The organism is Pantoea sp. USHLN256 (assembly GCF_037149875.1).
In the GTDB taxonomy this organism is placed as follows: domain Bacteria; phylum Pseudomonadota; class Gammaproteobacteria; order Enterobacterales; family Enterobacteriaceae; genus Pantoea; species Pantoea nemavictus.
Map to the genome: position 1 here is coordinate 929,158 of NZ_JBBCQO010000001.1, position 16,563 is coordinate 945,720.

Sequence of the window (16,563 nt, forward strand, 5' to 3'; positions counted from 1 at the left end):
GCTGGCAGTTGGCAACCATGCGGAGACAACAACCAAAGGCCATCGCCGCGCATCAAGAATAAAAAAGGCACATCAAAAATGATGTGCCCGTATGTTACATGAGAACGGCTTTTGCGTCCTCAATCCATGGAAGAAATTGCTTCAATGGATAGATCAGCGGTCATTAATTGACGGAATCTTTCAGTGCTTTACCTGCACGGAAGCCCGGAACTTTACCAGCCGGGATGGTGAGTTCTTTACCCGTTTGTGGGTTACGGCCTGTACGAGCTGCACGCTCACGTACAGAGAAAGTACCGAAACCAACCAGTGCCACTTCATCACCGCCTTTCAGAGCTTCGGTAACGGATTCCATGAATGCATCTAATACACGTCCCGCTGCTGCTTTAGAAATGTCAGCGTCTGCAGCAATTTTGTCGATCAACTGTGACTTATTCACTCTCTTCATCCCCTCTTTTATTATTCACATCGCACCCGCGCTTCCCGCCCGGTGCGAACGCGCAGCAAGTTATATCAAGCCTGTGGAGCCGAAACAACGGTATTCATCTTAATCGTTGATCCAGCAGCCCACTAAGTTAGCGGCACAAAAAAAAGCTGGCAAGCAACAATTTGCCTGCCAGCTTCGCTTTTTAGCGGTTTATGTCGCTAATCACTATTTTGCGGTCGCAACCTGCATACCATAAGGCGCATTTTCCAGTGCCAGGTTCAGCACCTCTTCAATACGCTTCACCGGATGAATCTCCAGATCGGCAATTACGTTCTGAGGAATATCTTCCAGATCGCGCTTGTTTTCATCGGGAATCAGTACCGTTTTAATGCCACCACGATGCGCTGCGAGCAACTTCTCTTTCAGTCCGCCAATCGGCAGAACCAAGCCACGCAGGGTGATTTCGCCCGTCATCGCCACGTCAGAACGCACCGGGTTACCGGTTAAGCATGAGACCAGCGCGGTGCACATGGCGATACCGGCGCTTGGGCCATCTTTCGGCGTCGCACCTTCTGGCACGTGGACGTGAATGTCACGTTTCTCGTAGAAATCAGCATTGATGCCCAGTTTCTCCGCACGCGCACGCACCACAGTCAGCGCCGCCTGAATCGATTCCTGCATCACTTCGCCCAGCGAACCGGTGTAAGTCAGCTTACCTTTGCCAGGTACGCAGGCAGTTTCGATGGTAAGCAGATCGCCGCCCACTTCCGTCCACGCCAGACCGGTCACCTGACCAACACGGCTTTCGCTCTCTGCACGACCATAATCAAAGCGCTGAACGCCAAGGAAATCCTTGAGATTATCACCGTTGATCACGATGTGTTTTTTCGATTTGTCCATCAGTAGCGTTTTCACCGCTTTACGGCACAGCTTGGAGAGTTCGCGCTCCAGACTACGCACGCCCGCTTCACGGGTGTAATAGCGAATGATACCTACAATGGCGCTGTCGTCGACGGTGATCTCTTTGTCTTTCAGCGCATTACGTTCAATCTGTTTCGGTAGCAAATGTTGCTTAGCGATATTCAGCTTTTCATCTTCGGTATAACCCGAAAGACGAATCACTTCCATACGGTCAAGCAGCGGCGCTGGGATGTTCATGGAGTTGGAGGTCGCCACGAACATCACGTCAGAAAGATCATAATCGACTTCCAGATAGTGATCGTTGAACGCGATGTTCTGCTCGGGATCCAGCACCTCAAGCAGCGCTGAAGCCGGATCGCCGCGCATGTCGGACGACATTTTGTCGATCTCATCCAACAGGAACAGCGGGTTCTTCACGCCAACTTTCGCCATTTTCTGGATCAGCTTACCGGGCATAGAGCCAATGTAGGTACGACGATGTCCGCGAATTTCCGCTTCATCGCGTACGCCACCCAGCGCCATACGCACATATTTGCGTCCGGTTGCCTTTGCAATCGACTGGCCCAGCGAGGTTTTACCTACGCCTGGCGGTCCAACGAGACACAGAATCGGTCCTTTGATTTTGCTGACGCGACTCTGCACCGCAAGATACTCAAGGATGCGGTCTTTAACACGCTCCAGACCATAATGGTCAATATCCAGCGTCTCTTGCGCTTTACGCAGGTCTTTTTTCACCTTGCTGCGCGCGACCCATGGAACCTGAACCATCCAGTCAATATAGCCACGAACCACGGTCGCTTCTGCTGACATCGGCGACATCATCTTCAGCTTTTGTAACTCAGCTTCAGCTTTTTCACGCGCTTCGGTCGGCATTTTAGCCGCTTCAATCTTACGTTTCAGCGCCTCGTATTCATCGGGCGCGTCATCCATTTCGCCCAGCTCTTTCTGAATGGCTTTCATTTGCTCATTCAGATAGTACTCACGCTGGCTTTTCTCCATCTGCTTTTTAACGCGGTTGCGAATACGCTTCTCAACCTGCAGCAGATCGATTTCTGATTCCATCATCGCCATCAGATATTCCAGACGTTCATTCACGTCGGACATCTCCAGCACCGACTGTTTATCAGCCAGTTTCAGCGGCATATGCGCTGCTACGGTGTCGGCCAATCGGGCCGCATCGTCAATGCTGTTGAGGGAAGTTAATACCTCAGGCGGGATTTTTTTATTCAGCTTGATATAGCCTTCAAACTGGTTGATGGCCGTGCGCACCAGCACTTCCTGTTCGCGCTCTTCAATTTCCGGCGAGACCAGATATTCAGCCTGGGCAACAAAATGGTCGCCATTATCAGCCAACGTGGTGATGTGTGCGCGCTGTAAACCTTCAACCAGCACTTTTACCGTGCCGTCTGGAAGTTTCAGCATCTGCAATACAGAAGCGACGGTCCCTACTGAGAAGAGATCGTTAATGCCAGGTTCATCCGTTGAAGCCTCTTTCTGTGCAACCAGCATGATCTTTTTATCATGATCCATCGCGGCTTCGAGGCACCGAATCGATTTTTCCCGGCCAACAAACAACGGAATTACCATGTGCGGATAAACCACCACGTCGCGCAACGGCAACACGGGGATTTCAATGCGTTCAGAACGCTCAGGATTCATAGAGCTCTCTCTTAGTTTAATGTCCGCCAGGTGATGGGTACCGCGCAATAGAGGTTTTGCAGTTAAACCCACAGGATATTGAGTATATGGGGATGCTTGTACGACATTCAATGTCACTGGCGAGAGAAAAACAAAAGGGGAAAGATTTTTCCCCTTTTTTAAGATAACAACGCGGTGCGATTGTTTATTTATTCGCCAGAAGCCTGGGCTTCGTGCTTTCCATAAATCAACATCGGCTCGGATTGACCATCAATTACTGACTCATCAATCACCACTTTTTCAACGTCATCCATCGATGGCAAGTCATACATGGTTTCGAGTAACGCACCTTCCACGATGGAACGCAGACCACGTGCACCGGTTTTACGTGACATCGCTTTTTTAGCAATTGCCGTTAAAGCTTCGTCACGGAATTCCAGCTCTACACCTTCCAGATTGAACAACGCCTGATACTGTTTGGTCAGCGCATTCTTCGGCTCACGCAGAATCTGAATCAGCGCCTCTTCACTCAACTCGCTCAGCGTTGCCACGACGGGCAGACGACCAATGAATTCAGGAATCAGGCCAAACTTAATCAGATCTTCTGGCTCAACCTGCGACAACAATTCGCCTTCGCTCGCCTTCTGAGATTTGCCCTTCACGGTTGCGCCGAAGCCGATACCGGATCCGGTTTCAACACGCTGAGAAATCACTTTGTCGAGACCGGCAAATGCGCCACCACATATGAACAGAATCTTAGAGGTATCAACCTGCAAGAATTCCTGCTGTGGATGTTTGCGTCCGCCCTGCGGCGGTACAGCAGCCACGGTGCCTTCAATCAATTTCAGCAGCGCTTGCTGCACGCCTTCGCCCGATACGTCACGGGTGATCGATGGGTTGTCCGACTTACGAGAAATCTTATCGATTTCATCAATGTAGACAATACCGCGCTGCGCTTTCTGCACGTCGTAATCACACTTCTGCAGCAGCTTCTGGATGATGTTCTCTACATCTTCACCCACATAACCGGCTTCGGTCAGCGTGGTGGCATCGGCCATGGTAAATGGCACATCCAGTAAACGCGCCAGCGTTTCTGCCAGCAATGTTTTACCGCTACCGGTTGGACCGATCAGCAAAATGTTACTTTTGCCCAGTTCGATGCCATTACTGGTATCGCCATTGCGCAGGCGTTTGTAGTGGTTATACACCGCTACAGCCAACACTTTCTTCGCCCTTTCCTGACCAATTACATAATCATCAAGATGATGGCGGATTTCGTGCGGCGTCGGCAGTGAACTGCGCTCGCGATGCGGCGCTACTTCCTTAATCTCTTCACGAATGATGTCGTTGCAGAGATCAACGCACTCATCGCAAATGTACACTGACGGCCCGGCAATTAGCTTACGGACTTCATGCTGGCTTTTGCCGCAGAAAGAGCAGTACAGCAACTTACCTGAACCGTCTTTGCGCTTATCTGTCATCAGCTAACCTCTTTTCTTTCTCAGACCAAATTTGTTGTACGGCGCTGGCCGTACATCAACGGCCGATATGCATTCAACCCATCTGCCTGCTTCCCGTTAACTATAGCGTAAGGGGCAGACAGATGTGTCTTATTGGCGATGCGTCAGGATAGAATCGACTAAGCCATACTCTACCGCTTCGCCCGCAGAGAGGAAACGATCGCGCTCGGTGTCGCGTTCGATCTCTTCCAGCGACTTGCCGGTATGCTCAGCCATTAACTCATTCATACGCTGCTTCACTTTCAAAATTTCGCGCGCATGGATTTCGATATCCGTCGCCTGGCCCTGATAACCGCCTAATGGCTGATGAATCATCACACGTGAATTAGGTAGGCAGAAACGTTTGCCTTTGGTGCCCGCAGTCAGCAGGAACGCACCCATTGAACAAGCCTGACCCATACAGATGGTACTAACGTCGGGCTTGATAAATTTCATGGTGTCATAAATCGACATCCCAGCAGTAATCACGCCGCCAGGCGAGTTAATGTAGAGGTAAATGTCTTTTTCAGGATTCTCAGCTTCCAGAAACAGCATCTGCGCCACGATCAGGTTAGCCATATGATCTTCAACCTGACCGGTCAGGAAGATCACACGCTCTTTGAGCAGGCGAGAGTAGATGTCGTAAGAACGCTCGCCGCGCGAGGTTTGTTCGACCACCATTGGCACCAGCGCCATGTGCGGTGCAGTAAATTCACGATCGCCACTGTATGACATTACCGTCTCCTGATAAATTTCATTGGCAACATTCTGTACCGATTTTACGTAAGCCGCGGCAGGAACACTACGTGCCACGGTCTCAAACCGAGATATCGACACGGTTAATCAGTCAGTCTCACTGTTTTCATGCATTCTCCCTGTATCTGGGGATGCTGCCCAGTTGTTTCAAGCATAACAACCTTTTGCCCATTCGCTAACACGGAAAAAGAGCTTAGCGGATAATTTGCCGATTAATTAAGCAAATAGAGGACAAATCTGCGCACATCAGGCCAGAAACGAAAAAGCCCGCGACTTTTCAGTCACGGGCTTAGCACTTACGGTTAACTTACGAATCAGGCCGCTGAGGTCTGGTTCATCAGTTCCTGGAAGTTAGTGGCTTTGTCAGTAACTTTGGCTTTGGCCAGAACTGCTTCAACCGCTTGCTCTTCCAGAGCCACGTTGCGCATGTTGTTCATCAGCTCGCTGTTTTTGCTGTAGAACTCAATCACTTCCTGCGGATCTTCATACGCAGAAGCCATCTCTTCGATCAGCGTTTTAACGCGATCTTCATCAGCCTGCAGTTCGTTGATGCGAATCACTTCGCCCAACAGCAGACCAACAACTACGCGACGTTTAGCCTGCTCTTCGAACAGTTCACGTGGCAGTTCCAGCGCTTGCTTCTCGTTGCCACCAAAACGCTGTGCTGCCTGACGGCGCAGAACGTCGATTTCGCTGTCGATCAGCGCAACCGGAACATCGATGTCGTTGGCGTTAACCAGACCGTCGATTGCCTGAGTCTTCACGCGATTGCGGATAGCACCTTTCAGCTCGCGATCCATGTTCTTACGCACTTCAGCACGCAGACCGGCAATTGAACCATCTTCCACGCCAAAGCGCTTGATGAACTCTTCTGTCAGCTCTGGCAGCTCACGGGTTTCAACTTTCTTCAGCACGATTTCGAACTTCGCGTCTTTCCCTTTCAGGTTTTCAGCGTGGTAATCGTCTGGGAATTTCACGTCGATAGTGAAGGTTTCGCCGGCTTTATGGCCAACAACGCCCTCTTCGAAGCCTGGAATCATACGACCCTGGCCCATTGCCAGCACGAAGTCAGAGGCTTTGCCGCCTTCAAACTCTTCGCCGTCAACAGAACCGCTAAAGTCGATGGTTGCGCGATCTTCTGCAGTCGCTGCAGCATCGCTCTCTTTCCAGGTCGCCTGCTGCTTCTGCAGGGTTTCCAGCATGGTATCAACGTCAGCGTCAGTCACTTCTACTACTGGCTTCTCGACTTCGATAGCATCCAGGCCTTTCAGCTCAACTTCTGGATACACTTCGAACTCAACCGCGTAGGTGAAATCTTCGCCTTCTTTATATTCGCCCGGCACATAGTTTGGTGCGCCAGCCGGATTGATTTTCTCTTTGATGATGGCGTCAACGAAGTTGCGCGTCATCAACTCGCCCAGCACGTCCTGGCGAACAGAAGCACCGTAGCGCTGAGAAATGATGTGTGCCGGCACTTTGCCTTTACGGAAACCGTCGATACGGACTTTCTTAGCCACTTCCACCAGTTCTTTCTTCACTGCGCTCTCGATGCTGTCAGCTGCAACAGTAATCGAAATGCGACGGCCCAGACCCTGAGTGGTTTCTACTGAAACTGTCATCTTGTTACCTCAAAAAATCACGTGCTCGGTCAACTTCAGACACCACACATAAATGCGCCGTATCCAACAACCGGGACGGCCTCTGCAGGCAGAACCTAATCCCTGTTACCAGAAGCGTCCCGAAGACATTCCGGAAAAATAGACGCCGCATTATAGCGGCATCGCTGGAATGAGTCGAGGCTGCAAACTCACCACTTTTTGGCGGTTTTGCTGCTTTTTTGCGCCGTAGATCGCGTTTGGAGGGAATAAATGAAAAGAAAACGGCCCGCAGGCCGTTTTGAGGAAGGTGATGAAATGAATTCAGGCAAGGGTTCCTGCACCGCGACAATTGGGTGAGGCCAGAACCGTATCCTGCAATCCATCCCACTCTTTTTGCGTGTAAGTATGCAGTGCCAGCGCGTGTACGCTGCCCGCTAACTCGGCTGCCAGTTCACCATAAATGGCGCGATGGCGTTGCAGAAAGCGCTGACCGGTAAATCGATCGCTGACAATCACCACTTTAAAGTGACTTTCAGAACCGGCGGGCACGTTATGACGGTAGCTTTCATCATGCACTTCAAGATGTGCAGGCTCGAAAGCGTTACGCAACTTTTCTTCTATTTGTTCGCGAATCATGATTAACACTCCTCTCCGGCGAGCGCTGTGCCCATCTGTTTAAATATTAGTAGGTTTTTCACCGCTTCCGTGGGTTAGCCGCAAATAAATCCCTCGACGCTGCGCATAGTAACCCGCTTATGCTTCAGGTCAACCGGGTGGGGTTTCTGCCCGTCTGAAAAAAGCCTTTACAATCAATTTCCATTAGCCCGGGGCTTTTTTCACCGCTGCGCAATGCTATGATGGCCGCAGTTTTGCAAACCAACCTATATGCTAACGAGAATGAGTATGTTGAAAAAACTGTTATTCCCTCTGCTGGCTGCTTTTATTTTGGCCGGCTGTGCCAGCAACAACACCACGTTGGATATTCAACCGAAGATTCAACTGCCGCAGCAAGATCCAAGTCTGATGGGCGTTACCATCAGTGTTAACGGTGCCGATCAACGTTCCGATCAGGCGCTGGCGAAAGTCAACCGCGATGGTCAACTGATTACGCTGACGCCTTCACGCGATCTGCGCTTCCTGCTGCAGGAAGTGTTGGAGAAGCAGATGACGTCACGCGGTTATATGATCGGCCCAAGCGGTGCGGTAGATCTGCAAATTGTGGTGAACGGTCTATATGCTGATGTTACACAGGGCAACGTGCGCTACAGCATTACGACCAAAGCCGATATCTCCATCATCGCTACCGCGAAAAACGGCAACAAGCAGGTGAAAAACTATCGCCAGACTTACAGCGTAGAAGGTGCGTTTACCGCTACCAACGCGAAGATCACCAACGCGGTTAACTCAACGCTGAGTGACGTGATTGCTGATATGGCGCAGGACACCAGCGTTCACAACTTCATTAAGCAGAACGCCCGCTAATTTCCGCAGTAATTTGCCCGGTCACTTCTGGCCGGGCTTCATTTCAGGTTGGCTATGACATCTCATTATCTGCGTATTTTTACCCAACGTAATGCGGCGGTGTTGCTGCTGCTCGGTTTTGCCTCTGGCTTACCACTGGCGTTAACCGCCGGGACGTTACAGGCGTGGATGACGGTTGAGAACGTTGACCTGAAAACGATTGGTTTCTTCTCCCTTGTCGGCCAGGCTTACGTATTTAAGTTTCTGTGGTCGCCGATGATGGATCGCTATACGCCGCCGTTTCTTGGCCGGCGTCGCGGCTGGCTGCTGGTCACCCAGCTGGCACTGATTGGCGGCATTATTGCCATGGGCTTTATGCAACCCTCGCGTGACTTAACGCTGCTGGCGGCGTTGGCGGTTTTGGTGGCGTTCTGTTCGGCTTCGCAGGATATCGTGTTTGATGCCTGGAAAACCGACGTGCTACCGCCGGAAGAGCGCGGCAGCGGCGCGGCCATCACCGTGCTGGGTTATCGTCTGGCGATGCTGATTTCGGGCGGACTCGCGCTTTGGTTAGCGGATCGCTATCTCGGCTGGCAAGCCACGTACTGGCTGATGGCGCTGTTGATGGTGCCAGGGCTGATCGCGACATTACTGGCTAAAGAGCCGACAATGCCAGCGCGTGAACCACATTCATTACGTCAGGCAGTAACGTTCCCGCTTAAAGACTTCTTCCAGCGTAACAATGCCTGGCTGCTGATCACCCTGATTATCCTTTATAAGCTCGGCGATGCGTTTGCCGCTTCGCTCACCACCACATTCCTGATTCGCGGCGTAGGTTTCAGCGCCGGCGACGTCGGACTGGTCAACAAAACGCTCGGCTTGCTTGCTACGATTATTGGCGCGCTATATGGCGGCGTGCTGATGCAGCGCTTAAGTCTGTTCCGTGCATTAATGATTTTCGGCGTGCTACAAGCTGTCTCAAACTTTGCTTACTGGCTATTGGCCGTGACGCCTCCGCATCTTGGGAGTATGGCCAGCGCGGTCTTCATTGAAAACCTGTGCGGCGGTATGGGCACAGCGGCTTTTGTCGCCTTGTTAATGACACTGTGTAATAAATCCTTCTCCGCCACCCAGTTCGCGCTGCTCTCGGCCCTTTCGGCGGTAGGACGCGTTTACGTTGGCCCCGCAGCCGGTTGGCTGGTTGAGCTTTGGGGATGGCCAGCTTTTTATGCCTTTACGGTATTTGCCGGTGTGCCGGGTTTGCTGCTGTTGTGGCTATGTCGCGGCACGTTAAATAGCATCCAGCAAAGTGGTGAGTTTGTGATGCGCAGCTTATGGCCGCAAGGCTACCGCTGGACAGTACGTCTATTTAGTGTTGGCTGTGGCCTGCTGGCGTTATGGCTGCTGGCGTTGGCGCTTAATGCCAGCGGAGTTTTGCCAATCAACGCGCTGCTTACGCCGATGTTTGAAGCCGGCATGGCATTTGCCCTGTTGGCCGTTGCACTCGGCGTAATTTTGGACAGTTTGGCATTAAGAAAAATGTCGCCGGGCAATCACCGTTAACTCATCGCTATTTGTGAATGACAAATAAATGGCGCAAAAAATATCAGGAACTGATTTTACCAATAGCATTTTTTTTAACGCGAATTAGAAACATTAAATTAACAACTTCGCGGTAATATTTAAATCCGGTGAGCAATTAGTTTGTATTAAACTCATCGCAAAAATGATACAGAAATGTTAAATAAATGAGCATTAAGAGTACGGTTTATACTTTCCCTGATTTTTCTGCGGTTTCTACCATTGTTTTTTGTTATATTAACGCCAACTGCTTGTCGCAGTTAATAATTTGTCACCCTGCGTAACATCTGTGACACCCTTAGCAAAAGGTGTCAACAGCCTTCTGACACATCCTTATGCTGGTTTACACTGCATAAACCTTCCCGTAAAATGCGCGCACACTTAAACGACAATAGAGCCCTTTGTCATTGAGGTCGTTAAATGAGACTCAGTAAATACAATAAAAGTTTGGGGATTTTGTCATTAATTGCAGGCGCTGTATTACTCAGTGGCTGCGATAGTGCGTTGTTAAATCCCAAAGGACAGATTGCACTGGAGCAACGTTCGTTGATTCTGACAGCTTTTGGCTTGATGATGATCGTCGTTATCCCGGCAGTCTTCATGGCAGTATTTTTTGCCTGGAAATATCGGGCAACCAATACTAATGCAACCTATAGCCCTAACTGGTCACACTCGAACAAAGTGGAAGCCGTGGTCTGGACCATTCCGATCCTGATCATTATCTTCCTCGGCGTTTTGACCTGGAAATCAACCCACGCGCTGGAGCCGAGCAAACCGCTGGTTTCTGACGTTAAACCGGTTGAGATTGATGTAGTGGCGCTGGACTGGAAATGGCTGTTCATTTACCCGGAACAGGGTATTGCCACCGTTAACCAGATTGCCTTCCCGGCAAATACTCCGGTGAACTTCAAGATCACCTCCAACTCCGTGATGAACTCCTTCTTTATTCCTACTCTCGGCAGCCAGATTTATGCAATGGCCGGTATGCAGACCAAACTGCATCTGATCGCCAACGAGCCAGGAACATTTGACGGTATCTCTGCGAACTTCAGTGGTCGTGGTTTCTCTGGTATGAAATTCAAAGCCATTGCAACTAAAGACGATGCGGAATTCCAGCAGTGGGTTGCCAAAGTTAAAGCGGCACCTAACGCGCTGAACACCATGGATGATTTCGAGAAACTGGCTACGCCAAGCGAAAATCACCCGGTGGAATATTTCTCTACGACGAATCCAGAACTGTTCAAGCAAGTTATTGATAAGTTCAAGATGAGCCACGGGAAGATGGACATGCCACAGCATGAAGGTATGGACATGAGTCACGCCGCTTCCGCGGGAGCCGAGGAATAATACGATGTTCGGAAAATTAACACTGGATGCAGTGCCATACCACGAACCCATTATCGTGGTTACGGTCGCCGCTATCATCTTAGGTGGTCTGGCGCTGGTTGCGGCCATCACCTATTTTGGTAAGTGGCAGTACCTGTGGTCTGAATGGTTCACCTCCATTGACCACAAAAAACTGGGTATCATGTACATCATCATGGCATTCGTCATGTTGCTGCGCGGCTTTGCCGATGCGGTAATGATGCGTACCCAACAAGTGATGGCTTCCGCTGGGGAAGCCGGCATTCTACCGCCGCACCACTACGACCAGATCTTCACCGCTCACGGCGTGATCATGATCTTCTTCGTGGCGATGCCATTCGTGGTAGGTCTGATGAACATCGCGGTACCGCTGCAAATCGGTGCACGTGACGTTGCCTTCCCGTTCCTGAACAACCTGAGCTTCTGGTTTACCGCGATCGGTGTGATCCTGGTGAACATCTCTCTGGGTGTGGGCGAGTTCGCACAGACCGGCTGGTTGGCTTATCCGCCGCTTTCGGGGGTGGAGTACAGTCCTGGCGTCGGGGTCGATTACTGGATCTGGAGTCTCCAGCTGTCCGGTATCGGTACCACACTGACCGGTATCAACTTCTTCGTTACCATTCTGAAGATGCGTGCACCGGGCATGGACCTGTTCAAAATGCCGGTATTCACCTGGGCATCACTGTGTACTAACGTCCTGATCATCGCTGCGTTCCCGGTACTGACCGTTACGCTGGCACTGTTGACACTTGACCGTTACCTTGGCTTCCATTTCTTCACCAATGAAATGGGCGGTAACATGATGATGTACGTCAACCTGATTTGGGTCTGGGGTCACCCGGAAGTGTACATCCTGGTTCTGCCGGTGTTTGGTGTCTTCGCTGAAGTCACTGCGACCTTCTCTAAAAAGCGTCTGTTCGGTTACACCTCTCTGGTGTGGGCGACCATCGCGATTACCGTACTGTCGTTCATCGTTTGGCTGCACCACTTCTTCACCATGGGTGCGGGTGCAAACGTAAACGCCTTCTTCGGTATCATGACGATGATCATCGCTATCCCGACCGGCGTGAAAATCTTCAACTGGCTGTTCACCATGTATCAGGGTCGCGTTGAGTTCCACTCAGCGATGCTGTGGACCATCGGCTTCCTGGTTACCTTCTCTATTGGTGGTATGACAGGTGTTCTGCTGGCGGTTCCGGGTGCGGACTTCATTCTGCACAACAGCCTGTTCCTGATCGCGCACTTCCATAACGTTATTATCGGTGGTGTGGTGTTCGGTTGTATGGCTGGCGTGACCTACTGGTTCCCGAAAGCATTCGGCTTCACGCTGAATGAAAAATGGGGTATCCGCGCGTTCTGGTTCTGGATCATCGGCTTCTTCGTGGCATTTATGCCGCTGTATGCGCTGGGCTTCATGGGTATGACGCGTCGTATCAGCCAGGACATCGATCCACAGTTCCACTCACTGCTGGTTGTTGCAGCAGGCGGTGCGGCGCTGATCGCTTGCGGTATTCTGTGCCAGCTGACCCAGTTCTACGTTTCTGTGCGTGACCGCGACCAGAACCGTGACCTGACCGGTGACCCGTGGGGTGGACGTACGCTGGAGTGGGCAACCTCTTCACCGCCGCCGTTCTACAACTTTGCCGTTATCCCACATATCCACGAGCGTGATGCGTTCTGGGAAATGAAAGAGAAAGGCGAAGCGTACAAGCAGCCAGAAAAATATGAAGAAATTCATATGCCGAAAAACAGCGGCGCAGCTGTTGTTATCGCGGCCCTGATGACTGTGTTCGGTTTCGCAATGATCTGGCATATCTGGTGGCTGGCTGGCCTCACATTCGTAGGTACTATCGTGACCTGGATTGTGAAGAGCTTCGATGAAGACGTGGATTACTACGTACCGGTTGCCGAAGTCGAGCAGATCGAGAAGAAGCACTTTGACGAAATCAGCAAAGCAGGTCTGAAATAATGTCAACTGAAACTGCAAAACACCACCACGACGCCCATGCGGAGCATGGGCATCACGATGCAGGAGCCAATAAAGTCTTTGGCTTCTGGATCTACCTGATGAGTGACTGCATTATCTTCGCAACCCTGTTTGCGACCTATGCAGTTATGGTCAATAACACTGCCGGTGGCCCGGCAGGTAAAGACATCTTCGAACTGCCGTTCGTACTGGTCGAAACCGCGCTGCTGCTGCTCAGCTCCATTACCTATGGTATGGCAGTGATCGCGATGAACAACCAGAACAAGGGTTCGGTCATCAGCTGGTTAGCCCTGACCTTCCTGTTCGGTGCGGGCTTCATCGGGATGGAAATCTATGAATTCCATCACCTGATCAAGGAAGGCTTCGGTCCTGACCGCAGCGGCTTCCTGTCAGCGTTCTTTACGCTGGTCGGCACGCACGGTCTGCACGTGACCTCTGGTCTGATCTGGATGGCAGTGATGATGTTCCAGATTTCTAAACGTGGTCTGACTGCAACCAACCGCACCCGTATCATGTGCCTTAGCTTGTTCTGGCACTTCCTGGATGTGGTTTGGATCTGCGTATTCACCGTTGTCTACCTGATGGGAGCCATGTAATGAGTCATTCTGTTAACGAACATGGCGCTTCGCACGGTAGCGTGAAGTCTTACATGATCGGCTTCGTCCTCTCGATCATCCTGACCGGTATTCCGTTCTGGATGGTAATGGATGGCGGCGCTTCACACGGCACTATTCTGGGTGTGGTTCTGGTGTGTGCGGTGGTTCAGGTGCTGGTTCACCTGGTCTACTTCCTGCACTTAGACAGCAAATCAGAAGGTGGCTGGAACATGGTGGCCATTGTCTTCTCAGCACTCATCATCTTGATTGTTGTCGTAGGCTCACTGTGGATTATGTGGAACCTCAACTACAACATGATGGCCCACTAAAGAGTCGTGTAATGATTAAGCAATACCTGCAAGTAACAAAACCAGGAATTATTTTCGGCAATTTAATTTCTGTGATCGGTGGATTCCTGCTGGCTTCGAAAGGCAGCATTGATTACACCCTGTTTCTCGCCTCGCTGGTGGGGGTGTCGCTGGTCGTCGCATCAGGTTGTGTATTCAACAATGTGATTGACCGCGATATCGACATCAAAATGGAGAGAACGCGGAACCGTGTTCTGGTCAAAGGCCTGATCTCGGCGAAAGTAAGCCTGGTTTATGCAACCGCATTGGGTATTGCTGGCTTTGCGTTGCTGTATTTCGGCGCTAACCCGCTGGCCATGTGGCTGGCGGTGATGGGCTTCGTGGTCTACGTAGGCGTTTACAGCCTCTATATGAAGCGTAACTCTGTCTACGGCACGCTGATTGGTAGTCTCTCTGGCGCTGCGCCGCCGGTGATTGGCTACTGCGCGGTAACCAACCAGTTTGACGCTGGCGCGTTGATTTTACTGGCTATCTTTAGCCTGTGGCAGATGCCGCACTCCTATGCGATTGCCATCTTCCGCTTTAAAGATTACCAGGCTGCCAACATTCCGGTTCTACCGGTAGTAAAAGGCATCTCGGTGGCGAAAAATCATATTACGCTGTATATCCTGGCGTTCATGATTGCCACGCTGATGCTGACCCTTGGCGGTTACGCGGGCTACAAATATCTGGTGGTGGCCGCGGCCGTTAGCGTGTGGTGGCTCGGGATGGCGCTTTCAGGTTACAAAACCTCAAACGATAAAGTTTGGGCGCGTAAACTGTTTGTGTTCTCGATTATCGCTATCACTGCCCTCAGCGTGATGATGTCAGTTGATTTCATGACGCCGGCGTCGAAAGACTTGCTGACTTACGTCTGGTAATTCAGCTCCGCAAAACCAGAAAGGGCGCGAATTTCGCGCCCTTTCTTTTTGTTACCACTGCTTAAGAACAAATGTTTTACCCGCCCTGCCCTGCTGCCTAAAATGGGCGCAGTATAATTTTGAGGTAAACATGAACGACAATAAAATGACGCCAGTAGAGCTTCGCGCTACATGGGGTTTAGGTACGGTTTTTTCCCTGCGCATGCTGGGAATGTTTATGGTCTTGCCGGTACTCACCACGTACGGCATGGCGTTACAGGGCGCCAGTGAAACGCTGATTGGTCTCGCAATCGGCATCTATGGTTTGGCGCAAGCCATCTTCCAGATTCCTTTCGGTCTGCTCTCCGATCGTGTCGGCCGTAAGCCGTTGATCGTCGGCGGACTGATGCTGTTTGTCTTCGGCAGCATCATTGCCGCAACCTCCGACTCCATATGGGGCGTGATCTTAGGCCGTGCATTACAGGGCTCTGGCGCGATTGCTGCAGCGGTGATGGCATTGCTGTCGGATTTAACCCGCGAACAGAACCGTACGAAAGCCATGGCATTTATTGGCATCAGCTTCGGCGTCACCTTTGCCATTGCGATGGTGGTCGGTCCCATCGTGACGCATGCGCTGGGCTTGCACGCGCTGTTCTGGATGATTGCTATCCTCGCGACGCTTGGCATCGTCATCACCCTGTTAGTGGTGCCGAATGCACCAAACCACGTGCTCAATCGTGAATCGGGCATGGTAAAAGGCAGCATCCGCACGGTGCTGGCCAACCCAAGATTATTAAAATTGAATATCGGCATTCTCTGTCTGCATATTCTGCTGATGTCGAGTTTCGTGGCGCTGCCAGGGCAGTTTGAACAGGCTGGATTGCCAGCAGCAGAACATTGGAAAGTCTATCTGGTCACCATGTTAGTCGCGTTTGTTGCCGTGGTGCCCTTCATCATCTACGCCGAAGTTAAACGCCGCATGAAGCGCGTGTTCGTTGGCTGTGTGGCGACGATCATCGTTGCGGAAATCGTGCTGTGGGGCGCGGCAGGTCACTTCTGGACGCTGGTGATTGGCGTGCAGCTGTTCTTCCTCGCCTTCAACCTGATGGAAGCCATTCTGCCTTCCCTGATCAGCAAAGAGTCGCCGCCAGGCTACAAAGGCACCGCGATGGGCATTTACTCCACCAGCCAGTTCATTGGCGTGGCGATTGGCGGCAGCATGGGCGGCTGGATCTTTGGTCATGTTGATGCACAAACCGTATTCCTGGTTGGCGCCATTGTCGCGGCAGCGTGGCTATTTGTGGCGATGTCGATGCAGGAACCGCCTTACGTCAGCAGCCTGCGTATCATGCTCAGCGATGCGGTGCTGGCGGTGCCAAACCTTGAGAAACGTTTGAAAGCACAACCCGGCGTGGCGTCAGTGTTTATCGTGCCGGAAGAGAAAAGTGCTTATATCAAAATAGACAGCAAAGTGACGAGCCGCGTAGAACTCGAAGCGCTGCTCGCCAGCTGCTAAATCATCAGCCCGAC

14 protein-coding genes are annotated in these 16,563 nt (G+C 51.4%); 8 read left to right on the plus strand and 6 right to left on the minus strand.

The genetic code is table 11. The annotated features are described in order from the left end of the window. Positions 1-163: 163 nt before the first annotated feature. From hupB to bolA, 6 genes are all read right to left on the minus strand, one after another. A complete protein-coding gene (hupB, locus tag WFL93_RS04450) occupies positions 164-436 on the minus strand; it encodes a nucleoid-associated protein HU-beta (RefSeq protein ID WP_036620343.1) in 273 nt (90 codons plus the stop codon). A 213-nt stretch (positions 437-649) separates the two neighbouring features. Further along, positions 650-3,004 (minus strand): endopeptidase La, encoded by a 2,355-nt coding sequence (gene lon, locus WFL93_RS04455; protein WP_007886968.1) that lies wholly within the window; start codon positions 3,002-3,004, stop codon positions 650-652. A 188-nt stretch (positions 3,005-3,192) separates the two neighbouring features. Further along, entirely contained in the window at positions 3,193-4,464 is a 1,272-nt protein-coding gene (gene clpX / locus WFL93_RS04460) for an ATP-dependent protease ATP-binding subunit ClpX (RefSeq protein ID WP_007886970.1), read from the minus strand. Between the two features lie 129 nt (positions 4,465-4,593). Next, positions 4,594-5,217 (minus strand): ATP-dependent Clp endopeptidase proteolytic subunit ClpP, encoded by a 624-nt coding sequence (gene clpP, locus WFL93_RS04465; protein ID WP_007886971.1) that lies wholly within the window; start codon positions 5,215-5,217, stop codon positions 4,594-4,596. Positions 5,218-5,552: 335 nt separating this feature from the next. After that, positions 5,553-6,857, minus strand: a complete 1,305-nt coding sequence (gene tig, locus WFL93_RS04470) for a trigger factor (protein ID WP_007886973.1) — start codon at positions 6,855-6,857, stop codon at positions 5,553-5,555. A 300-nt stretch (positions 6,858-7,157) separates the two neighbouring features. Next, positions 7,158-7,475, minus strand: a complete 318-nt coding sequence (gene bolA, locus WFL93_RS04475) for a transcriptional regulator BolA (RefSeq protein WP_176519194.1) — start codon at positions 7,473-7,475, stop codon at positions 7,158-7,160. 264 nt (positions 7,476-7,739) lie between these two features. Between bolA and WFL93_RS04480 the strand changes: the two genes are divergently transcribed. From WFL93_RS04480 to WFL93_RS04515, 8 genes are all read left to right on the plus strand, one after another. Beyond that, complete coding sequence (locus tag WFL93_RS04480; protein WP_007886975.1) at positions 7,740-8,318, plus strand: lipoprotein; 579 nt, start codon at positions 7,740-7,742, stop codon at positions 8,316-8,318. A 54-nt stretch (positions 8,319-8,372) separates the two neighbouring features. Further along, positions 8,373-9,860 (plus strand): muropeptide MFS transporter AmpG, encoded by a 1,488-nt coding sequence (gene ampG, locus WFL93_RS04485; RefSeq protein WP_336777341.1) that lies wholly within the window; start codon positions 8,373-8,375, stop codon positions 9,858-9,860. 438 nt (positions 9,861-10,298) lie between these two features. Further along, positions 10,299-11,225, plus strand: coding sequence for a cytochrome o ubiquinol oxidase subunit II (gene cyoA / locus WFL93_RS04490; RefSeq protein ID WP_007886978.1), 927 nt, complete (start codon positions 10,299-10,301; stop codon positions 11,223-11,225). Between the two features lie 4 nt (positions 11,226-11,229). Further along, complete coding sequence (cyoB, locus tag WFL93_RS04495) at positions 11,230-13,212, plus strand: cytochrome o ubiquinol oxidase subunit I (RefSeq protein WP_007886984.1); 1,983 nt, start codon at positions 11,230-11,232, stop codon at positions 13,210-13,212. Next, positions 13,212-13,826 carry a cytochrome o ubiquinol oxidase subunit III gene (locus WFL93_RS04500; protein WP_007886985.1) on the plus strand — a complete coding sequence of 205 codons (615 nt, stop codon included), beginning with the start codon at positions 13,212-13,214 and terminating at the stop codon, positions 13,824-13,826. Before cyoB ends, WFL93_RS04500 begins: the two co-directional genes overlap by 1 nt. Further along, positions 13,826-14,155: a cytochrome o ubiquinol oxidase subunit IV gene (locus WFL93_RS04505; protein WP_007886986.1), complete on the plus strand. Its 330-nt coding sequence runs from the start codon at positions 13,826-13,828 to the stop codon at positions 14,153-14,155. The genes WFL93_RS04500 and WFL93_RS04505 overlap by 1 nt, the downstream gene beginning before the upstream one ends. Before the next feature lie 11 nt (positions 14,156-14,166). After that, a complete protein-coding gene (gene cyoE, locus WFL93_RS04510; RefSeq protein ID WP_007886987.1) occupies positions 14,167-15,054 on the plus strand; it encodes a heme o synthase in 888 nt (295 codons plus the stop codon). A 130-nt stretch (positions 15,055-15,184) separates the two neighbouring features. Further along, positions 15,185-16,549: an MFS transporter gene (locus tag WFL93_RS04515; RefSeq protein WP_007886988.1), complete on the plus strand. Its 1,365-nt coding sequence runs from the start codon at positions 15,185-15,187 to the stop codon at positions 16,547-16,549. The last annotated feature ends 14 nt before the right edge of the window (positions 16,550-16,563 follow it).

Coding starts and splice junctions, on each gene's coding strand:
- lon (WP_007886968.1), bottom strand. CDS start 3,004: ATGAATCCTGAGCGTTCTGAACGCATTGAAATCCCCGTGTTGCCGTTG.
- clpX (WP_007886970.1), bottom strand. CDS start 4,464: ATGACAGATAAGCGCAAAGACGGTTCAGGTAAGTTGCTGTACTGCTCT.
- clpP (WP_007886971.1), bottom strand. CDS start 5,217: ATGTCATACAGTGGCGATCGTGAATTTACTGCACCGCACATGGCGCTG.
- tig (WP_007886973.1), bottom strand. CDS start 6,857: ATGACAGTTTCAGTAGAAACCACTCAGGGTCTGGGCCGTCGCATTTCG.
- WFL93_RS04480 (WP_007886975.1), top strand. CDS start 7,740: ATGTTGAAAAAACTGTTATTCCCTCTGCTGGCTGCTTTTATTTTGGCC.
- ampG (WP_336777341.1), top strand. CDS start 8,373: ATGACATCTCATTATCTGCGTATTTTTACCCAACGTAATGCGGCGGTG.
- cyoA (WP_007886978.1), top strand. CDS start 10,299: ATGAGACTCAGTAAATACAATAAAAGTTTGGGGATTTTGTCATTAATT.
- cyoB (WP_007886984.1), top strand. CDS start 11,230: ATGTTCGGAAAATTAACACTGGATGCAGTGCCATACCACGAACCCATT.
- WFL93_RS04500 (WP_007886985.1), top strand. CDS start 13,212: ATGTCAACTGAAACTGCAAAACACCACCACGACGCCCATGCGGAGCAT.
- WFL93_RS04505 (WP_007886986.1), top strand. CDS start 13,826: ATGAGTCATTCTGTTAACGAACATGGCGCTTCGCACGGTAGCGTGAAG.
- cyoE (WP_007886987.1), top strand. CDS start 14,167: ATGATTAAGCAATACCTGCAAGTAACAAAACCAGGAATTATTTTCGGC.
- WFL93_RS04515 (WP_007886988.1), top strand. CDS start 15,185: ATGAACGACAATAAAATGACGCCAGTAGAGCTTCGCGCTACATGGGGT.